Consider the following 8,191-nt stretch of genomic DNA (forward strand, 5'->3'; position numbering starts at 1 on the left):
GTCCGTATGCTGTCCTTCTTTCTGATCCGATGCAGCGCCCTTGATGGATGCACTGGCATCGGCATCGACCTTCGGTTTTGCCGCCGTCTGCGACGTCTGTTCCGTAGCCCCGGATTGACCGTCAGCCTGAGTGCGGACACTGCTGCAGGCCGATAAGCTAACAGCCATAAAGGCGGCTGCCAAGATAGCTACGATGTTTTTTTTCGTCATGATAATTCCCCCTATTTATACAGTAACGACAAGATACGCGGAGATTCAGCCCCCGCCATGCATTAAATCGATAGGTTTCCTCTTGAATAAATCTATATAACGCGATATAATGATATAACATTTAAAAGAAAGGATGATGAATGATGAAAATTATGGCCTTTAACGGCAGTCCCCGCCGCAATGGCAACACGGCAAAACTATTGAAAGAAGCCCTGCGGGGAGCCGCAGCTTCTGGAGCCGACACAGAATACGTCGACCTCTATTCCTTGAATTACAAAGGCTGTATCAGCTGTTTTTACTGTAAGCGAAAAGACAAGGACCATGGCACGTGCATCGTAAAAGACGACTTGTCGCCTTTCCTCACGAAGGCTAAAGAAGCAGATGCCCTCCTCTTCGGCTCGCCCATCTACTTTATGAGCCTCACGTCCGGCATGCATGCCTTTTTAGAACGGCTCTTCTTCTCAAACTATATTTACAGCGCAGAAATCCCGTCCGTCTTCGGCAAAAAGATTCCGTCAGCCTTTATCTACACCATGAACGTCACAGAAGAACAGGCGAAAGAATACCACCTGCCTCAAAACATCGCCGCCCAAGAAGACTTCGCCGACCGTATCCTCGGCATTCCGCCGAAGACCCTTTGGGCCTACGATACGCTGCAGTTCAACGATTACTCGAAATATGAATCGTCGGTCTTCTCGGAAAGCGACAAAAAAGCCTACCAAGAAAAAGCCGGCCCCATCTGTCTGAAAGAGGCATATGAAATAGGCCAAAGTCTGGTACAAGACACAACGAAGTGAAGACGTCCAGAAAGGGTTCGCATGAAACAATCATGCGAACCCTTTTTTAATCTATCATACGGATCGTACTTGTTATGCCTTTCGATTCAGGCTGGCTTTGAAAATATCAATGAGCTCCTGGCGGTCAAGCTTTTTATAGCCGCCACGGAGAATCATGGTGACGTCGGCAATGCCGTCGAGCATCGATTCGTCAGCACCCAGATCCTTAATGGACAAGACGACGCCGATTTCCTTCATCCAGTCTTCCATCCGGTCGAGGCCTTCGCGGGCAATCTGTTCATCCGTTTTGCCTTCAGGCTGTACACCCCATACATTTTCAGCAAAGCGTTTAAACTTCGGCAGGCCGTACGGAAGGATATAGCGGTAATACGGCAGGGAAACGGCGGACAAAGTCATGCCGTGCGTTGCGTTGGTATAGCCGCCGACAGCCTGGCCCATCATATGGACCATCCAGTCACCGGGCTTGCCGCAGGACAAGAGTGTATTCAAGGCCCACGTAGCCGACCACATGATATTGCTGCGGGCTTCATAATCCTGAGCATCCTTGACGGCAATGCGGCTGGAGTGGATGACTGAGCGGAGCAGGCCTTCGCTGAGATAATCACTGGTCACATCGTCGGTGCCGGAGAAATACTGTTCACAGATATGGCTGAAGATATCGAACATACCGGCCTTCATCTGATAATCCGGTACGGTCATGGTATACCGCGGATTCAGGATGGAGAATTTCGGCATGACGTCGGAGCTGGCGAAAACATGGCCGATTTTCTGCTTCGTTTCACTGTTGGTAATGACCGAGCCGGCGTTCATTTCCGAGCCCGTGCCGGCCATAGTGAGCACACAGCCAAGGGGAACGATAGGACAGGTCGGTTCTTCAAAGCGGATAAAGTATTTATCCCACGGATCTTCGTCGCAATGGACCGAAACGGCTACGGCCTTCGTGTAGTCACAGACAGAACCGCCGCCGACGGCCAAGAGGAAATCCGCCTGATGGCTGCGGGCAATTTCAATACCTTCGTATAACTTTTCAAGCGTCGGATTGGGCATAACCCCGGAAATTTCAGCGACCTTCTTACCATTTTTCTGCAAAATATCCAGAATATCTTGGTAGACGCCGTTCTTTTTAATGGAACCGCCGCCATAGACCAGGACGACATTTTCGCCGTAGTTCGGCAATTCCTTATTTAAAAATTCTAAGGACTCGTCCCCAAAATAAAGCTTCGTCGGATTGTGGTAAGCAAAATTTCCTAACATCGTTGTTTCCTCCTTTGTACCTTACGAAAAACCATAAGTTATCCTCAATAAGGAGCATCATTTCTACGGCACAAACAGCCTGATGCTGTATATCAAAACCAAGGGCTGAGCCTGATGGTTATAATAAATTCAAAGGTGCACCCTAACTGTACACTATCTGTTATTAATTGTCAAAAGCTGGAGCGGCATCGAAGTCACGATTTTCACTGTACTGAACGGAATCGACACTCTTTGATTTATCTCCTTCTATATAAAAACCAAGGGCTTTGCCAAATGGTTGGAATTTTCTTAATCTATCTACACATCGTTGTTGCGATGTTATTAGTTGTTGTCGAAAGCAGAAGCTGCGACGTAGTCACGATTTTCGCTGTACTGTACGGAATCGATGCTCTTTACAGCTGCCGGTACGCTCAGGTTAATGGCAGCATTATAATCTCTGTTTTCGCTGTAACCGCGAATATCATCACTCTTAGAAACTGCCGGTACACTTAAATTGACAGCGGCCTGATAGTCGCCGTTTTCACTGAACTGTACGGAATCGGCCGAAACGAAGGCGGCGCCGCCGGCCAAGGACATGGTCAATACCATAGCCGATAATACTTGTTTAAAAAGATTCTTTTTCATAATTAGGTCTCTCCTTCTATATAAAAACCATCGTCATGCACATGGTCAGAATTTTCTGAATCTATCTGTAACTCGCTATTACGAGATGAAGTGATTGAAATGTCTTCGTCAATCAAGAAAGTCTTACTGTAAATCGATTAGTTGTTGTCAAAAGCCGAAGCTGCAACGTAGTCACGATTTTCGCTGTACTGTACGGAATCGACGCTCTTTACAGCTGCCGGTACGCTCAGGTTAATAGCGGCATTATAATCTCTGTTTTCACTATAGCCGCGGAAGTCAGCTGTCTTGCTAACAGCCGGTACACTCAGATTAACGGCAGCCTGGTAATCGCCGTTTTCACTGAACTGGACGGAATCGGCCGAAGCGAAGGCTGCACCGCCGGCCAAGGACAGGGTCAATACCATAGCCGATAATACTTGTTTAAACATATTCTTCATCATAATCTATCTCCTTCTATATAAAAACCATTGTCATGCACATGGTTGGAATTTTCTGAATCTATCTGTAACTCGCTATTACGAGATGAAGTGATTGAAATGTCTTCGTCAATCAAGAAAGTCTTACTGTAAATCGATTAGTTGTTGTCAAAAGCCGAAGCTGCAACGTAGTCACGATTTTCGCTGTACTGGACGGAATCGATGCTCTTTACAGCTGCCGGTACGCTCAGGTTAATGGCGGCATTATAATCTCTGTTTTCGCTGTAACCGCGAATATCATCACTCTTAGAAACAGCCGGTACACTTAAATTGACAGCGGCCTGATAGTCACCGTTTTCACTGAACTGTACGGAATCGGCCGAAACGAAGGCGGCACCGCCGGCCAGGGACATGGTCAATACGGCTGCCGATAATACTTGTTTAAACAGGTTCTTCTTCATCATCATACTCTATCTCCTTCTATATAAAAACCATCATCATATACATGGTCAGAATTTTCTAAATTTATAATGTATTGTTTTATGTAATCTCATTAGGCGTTGAAAGCCGATGCTGCAACGGAATCACCGTTTTCGCTGTAGCCGCGAACTGCTACGATGTTGGCTGCCGGTGCATCCAAGTTGATGACGGCCTGGTGGTCGTTATGTTCACTGTAGACTCGGCTGGCAACTACCGGAGTCGAGGCCGGTGCCGTTTCGATAACAGCGGCTTTATAATCACCGTTGTCACTGTACTGGATGGAATCGGCCGAAACAAAGGCTGCACCTGCCAAGGACATGGTCAATACAGTTGCCGATAATACTTGTTTAAAAAGGTTCTTTTTCATAATGGGGTCTCTCCTTCTATATAAAAACCATCATCATATACATGGTCAGAATTTTCTAAATTTATAATGTATCGTTCTATACAATCTCGTTAAGCGTTGAAAGCCGAGGCAGCAACGGAATCACCGTTGTCGCTGTAGACGCGAACGGCTACGATGTTGGCTGCCGGTGCATCCAAGTTGATGACGGCCTGGTGGTCGTTATGTTCACTGTAGACTCGGCTGGCAACTACCGGAGTCGAGGCCGGTGCCGTTTCAACAACAGCAGCTTTATAATCGCCATTGTCACTGTACTGGATGGAATCGGCCGAAACGAAGGCTGCACCTGCCAGGCCCATCGTCAATACGGCTGCCGATAATACTTGTTTAAACATTACTTTTCTCATCTTTTTTATCTCCTTTTTATTTAAAAACCAATGGCCTTCTGCCAAGTGGTTGGAATCTTGTAAATCTATATTCACTCGTCGTTACGAGATTATTAATTGTTCTCAAAGGCTGAAGCAGCAACGAAGCTTCCATTTTCACTAAAGCCGCGAACGTCTGCATGTTTTACGGCAGCCGGTACGTTTTTATTAATAGCGGCCTGATAGCTTCCGTTTTCGCTGTAGCCGCGGAAATCATCATGCATCGAAGCCGTCGGTACCGATTCAATAACCACAGCCTGATAGCTTCCGTTTTCACTGAACTGGACCGAATCGGCAGAAGCGAAAGCAGCGCCTCCGGCCAGGGACATGGTCAAGACCATGGCTGATAATACTTGTTTGAACATTCCTTGTTTCATAATTTATTTCTCCTTCTATGTAAAAACCATTACTAATTCAAAATCAATCTTTAGCATGGTTGTATTATACTCCACATTTCGAGATATATCAATATTACAATGAATTGATTTTTGATATTTTTTCTTAAAATTATTAATGACAACCACTGGCTGCCATTAATAATTAAGAACGCTTTGCATTACTGATCTCCGTAGACTTCCTTGGCGTAGGCAAATGCGGCCCATGCTTTCGGCCATCCACTGTAAAAAGCGAGCTGGGTAATGATTTCAACCATTTCATCTTTGGTCACGCCATTTTTCTTGGCCGTTTCCATATGGAACTTCAAAGATGAATCGACAAGACCCTGGGCAATCAAGGCTGAAACGGTGACGATGCTCCGTTCTTTCAAGGCGAGGACATCGTTCTTGCTCCAGACTTCGCCGAAGAGGATATCGTCGTTATAGCGGGCAAAATCGGGGGCAAAATCACCTAACCGCTGGCGACCGGCAGTCTGTACGATTTTTACGGCTTTTTTAGATTGTGTATCGTTGCTCATAGCATAAGCTCCTTCCGTTCCCATAAACAGCGTTCCGGCCAGCAGCATAAAGCTCAAAGCCAAAACCAATTTTATATATCCTTTAATGACCATAGGGCACCGCCTTACGGAAGCTGATTGTAATCGGCTTCAGAAACGGCTTCGCACCATTCAGTACTCGTATCCTTACCGGGAACTTCAATGGCCAAGTGCTGGAAAGCACTGTCTTTGGCGGCACCGTGCCAGTGTTTGACGTTGGCCGGAATGTTGACGACGTCGCCGGGATGGAGTTCCTGAGCCGGTTGGCCCCATTCCTGGTACCAGCCGCGGCCGGCCGTTACCAACAGCATCTGTCCGCCCCCTTCTGAGGCATGATGGATGTGCCAATGATTGCGGCAAGCCGGTTCAAAGGTAACGTTGCCGACAATGACTTGTTTCAAGGACAGCATATTCAAGTAACTCATGCCGTCAAAGTACTGTGCATAATCTACGTTTTCTCCGCCTACGGCAAAGATGCTATTTTTCTTGAGTTCTTCTAATGTCATATCCATGTCCTCCTACATACTATATTTCTGTTTAATATCTTTTATCCAGCGGTCAACGTCTCCAATATCAGTTACCAGGTCACTGCCGCCGCTGCTGTCGAACTGAACTTCCATAGAGGGTCCGAACGAGGCCCCCTTGGCGGCCTGCTTCATATCCTTGATGACATGTCCCGGCCATCCGCCGTTGGTCATAAAAGGAATGACAGTCTTACCCGCAAAATCATTGTCTTCCAAAAAGGTTTTTACAGCCGGAGCCATGGTGTACCACCAGGTCGGCGTTCCGACGGCGATGACGTCATAGTCATCCGGGTTGTGCGCCAGCTCGCGGATGTCCGGTTTATATCCTTGATTCACTTCGCGCTGGCCCTGATTGACGACGTCCATATAGTCGCCTTCATAAGGCTTTACCGTTTCAATGCGGGCCATATCGGCGCCCGTCGCCAGTCGAAGTTGTTCGGCTATCTTTTGCGTATTGCCGTTCGACCAAGAATAGTAGACAATTAATAAACTCATAATCAGCCTCCCTTTTTTAACTGATGCAGTAAGTAATCGAGGCGGTCCAGCTGCTGCTGCTTGTCGTGGATCTTATTCAACAGGCACCGTCGGTACTGACGCAAGTAAAGGAAGCGCTGTTCATCGTCAGTCAATCTTTTATACTGTTCAATGCATTCCGCTGAGCAGCCGACATCGACTAAACTCTTCCATGATTCAGGTCCCATCCTCATGGCCTCCCTTCTTGCCCGTCTTACAAGGACTTATCTTAGCAGATGGTCCTTGAAATGTAAAAAGCTTATATCTTATTTCCAGACATACGCTTCAGGCATGTTTCTTATTTCAAAGCGTGCTGTCCGTCAAAAACAATCAGAAGGCACGCATTTATATTTCGACGTATCGAACGCCTGTCCCTTGGGACGCTCTTATCTTAACAGAAGTAGTCAGGAATGTAAAAGTCTTATATTCAATACCTAGACATTTTCAAAATGTATTCCAAGGATTTTCAGACGGATTCCTTTCTTCCCATCCCTTCCGTTAAGAACTGCAGCAGAAGCGAATTCATCGCTCGACGTGTCGAACACCTCTCCCTTGAGGCACTCTTATCTTAACAAAAGTAGTTAGGAATGTAAAAGTGTTATATTCAATAGCTAGGAATTCACTAATCGTATTGCAAAAGCCCTAAAAAAATCGTATACTTATCGTAATACATTATGTCATATGCAAGGAGGAAGCTATGGAAATACGGACTTTAGAATATTTTCTGGCCGTCGCCAGAGAAGAAAACATGACCGAAGCGGCCAACACCCTGCACATTACCCAACCGACCTTATCGCGTCAAATAGCCGATTTAGAACAGGAGTTAGGCAAGCAGCTCTTCATCCGAACCAATCGCAACACGAAACTGACTGAAGATGGCATCCACCTCCGCCAACGAGCCGAGGAAATCCTGTCTCTCGTCCGTCAAACAGAAGCTGAAATCAGCGATGACCAGACCGACTTAACGGGCTGTATCCGCCTCGGTGCCGGCGAAACGCGGATTGCTCACTTCTTAACCGATGCCTTTACGGACCTTCACCTCCAGCACCCGCAGGTTACGTGCAACCTCTTTACGGGCAATGCCGATATCGTCGAAGAAAAACTGTCCCACGGCCTGATCGATTTCGGCTTATTCATCGACCCCTTCGATGCGTCAGGCTTTGAATCCATCGCCCTTCCTGAAATAGACCAAGTCGGCATCATCACCAAAAGTGACAGTCCGTGGAGCCATTACAAGACCATCACCCCCGACATCATAGCCGACATGCCCCTATTAGTATCGTCGCGCCGAACGACACACTCCTTTGACTTTGAATCCTGGTCCGGAGGAACTCTCAAACAGGAAGATCTGAATATCGTCGGCTCTTTTGACCTCATAGGAAATGCCTCTTTACTCATAAAAGGAGGTCTTACCAATGCCATGGCCATGTCCGGTCTCTATCAGCAGCAGGATAAAGATATCACCTATGTTCCCTTAGAACCGGCCCGGTATCTATCCTGTGTCGTAGCCTGGAAAAAATATCAGCTCCTGTCCCGGGCGTCCGAAGCCTTTTTAAAATGCCTGAAAAAGCAAGTCGACGAATACAAAAAGGCCAATCCCTGACCTCTCTCAAAGGGAGTACAGCTTTCAAGGGGACTCAGTCTTTCTTTCCTACAAAAAAGCACACAAAAAGC

At 46.9% G+C, this 8,191-nt stretch carries 14 protein-coding genes; 2 read left to right on the forward strand and 12 right to left on the reverse strand.

Annotated features, from left to right (window positions below):
* Positions 1–210 (reverse strand): hypothetical protein (locus TX77_RS13865; protein ID WP_044504951.1); only part of this gene is annotated, 210 nt, incomplete at its 3' end.
* Positions 211–350: 140 nt separating this feature from the next.
* Between TX77_RS13865 and TX77_RS10065 the strand changes: the two genes are divergently transcribed.
* The gene (locus tag TX77_RS10065; RefSeq protein ID WP_230198110.1) at positions 351–1,007 is read left to right on the forward strand and encodes a flavodoxin family protein; all 657 of its coding nucleotides are present in this window, start codon (positions 351–353) and stop codon (positions 1,005–1,007) included.
* Positions 1,008–1,079: 72 nt separating this feature from the next.
* Here TX77_RS10065 and TX77_RS10070 read toward each other — a convergent pair whose 3' ends face one another.
* The 11 genes from TX77_RS10070 to TX77_RS10120 form a co-directional block, all read right to left on the reverse strand.
* Entirely contained in the window at positions 1,080–2,261 is a 1,182-nt protein-coding gene (locus TX77_RS10070) for an iron-containing alcohol dehydrogenase (protein WP_044504953.1), read from the reverse strand.
* A 321-nt stretch (positions 2,262–2,582) separates the two neighbouring features.
* On the reverse strand, positions 2,583–2,885 hold the full coding sequence (locus tag TX77_RS10075; protein ID WP_044504954.1) for a hypothetical protein: 303 nt from the start codon (positions 2,883–2,885) through the stop codon (positions 2,583–2,585).
* 137 nt (positions 2,886–3,022) lie between these two features.
* Entirely contained in the window at positions 3,023–3,325 is a 303-nt protein-coding gene (locus tag TX77_RS10080; RefSeq protein ID WP_044504955.1) for a hypothetical protein, read from the reverse strand.
* Between the two features lie 134 nt (positions 3,326–3,459).
* Positions 3,460–3,768, reverse strand: coding sequence for a hypothetical protein (locus TX77_RS10085; protein WP_044504956.1), 309 nt, complete (start codon positions 3,766–3,768; stop codon positions 3,460–3,462).
* A gap of 86 nt (positions 3,769–3,854) precedes the next feature.
* Entirely contained in the window at positions 3,855–4,148 is a 294-nt protein-coding gene (locus TX77_RS10090; protein ID WP_044504957.1) for a hypothetical protein, read from the reverse strand.
* Positions 4,149–4,237: 89 nt separating this feature from the next.
* On the reverse strand, positions 4,238–4,531 hold the full coding sequence (locus tag TX77_RS10095) for a hypothetical protein (protein WP_044504958.1): 294 nt from the start codon (positions 4,529–4,531) through the stop codon (positions 4,238–4,240).
* 92 nt (positions 4,532–4,623) lie between these two features.
* On the reverse strand, positions 4,624–4,926 hold the full coding sequence (locus tag TX77_RS10100; protein WP_044504959.1) for a hypothetical protein: 303 nt from the start codon (positions 4,924–4,926) through the stop codon (positions 4,624–4,626).
* Between the two features lie 179 nt (positions 4,927–5,105).
* Positions 5,106–5,555: a carboxymuconolactone decarboxylase family protein gene (locus tag TX77_RS10105; protein ID WP_081651740.1), complete on the reverse strand. Its 450-nt coding sequence runs from the start codon at positions 5,553–5,555 to the stop codon at positions 5,106–5,108.
* 11 nt (positions 5,556–5,566) lie between these two features.
* A complete protein-coding gene (locus tag TX77_RS10110; RefSeq protein ID WP_044504960.1) occupies positions 5,567–5,986 on the reverse strand; it encodes a cupin domain-containing protein in 420 nt (139 codons plus the stop codon).
* A gap of 12 nt (positions 5,987–5,998) precedes the next feature.
* The gene (locus TX77_RS10115; protein ID WP_044504962.1) at positions 5,999–6,499 is read right to left on the reverse strand and encodes a flavodoxin; all 501 of its coding nucleotides are present in this window, start codon (positions 6,497–6,499) and stop codon (positions 5,999–6,001) included.
* Between the two features lie 2 nt (positions 6,500–6,501).
* Positions 6,502–6,705 (reverse strand): hypothetical protein, encoded by a 204-nt coding sequence (locus TX77_RS10120; protein ID WP_044504964.1) that lies wholly within the window; start codon positions 6,703–6,705, stop codon positions 6,502–6,504.
* A gap of 509 nt (positions 6,706–7,214) precedes the next feature.
* On the opposite strand from TX77_RS10120, the gene TX77_RS10125 reads away from it, so the two are divergent.
* The gene (locus tag TX77_RS10125; protein WP_044504965.1) at positions 7,215–8,120 is read left to right on the forward strand and encodes a LysR family transcriptional regulator; all 906 of its coding nucleotides are present in this window, start codon (positions 7,215–7,217) and stop codon (positions 8,118–8,120) included.
* Positions 8,121–8,191 lie beyond the last annotated feature (71 nt).

Source organism: Megasphaera massiliensis, from assembly GCF_000455225.1.
GTDB lineage: Bacteria > Bacillota > Negativicutes > Veillonellales > Megasphaeraceae > Megasphaera > Megasphaera massiliensis.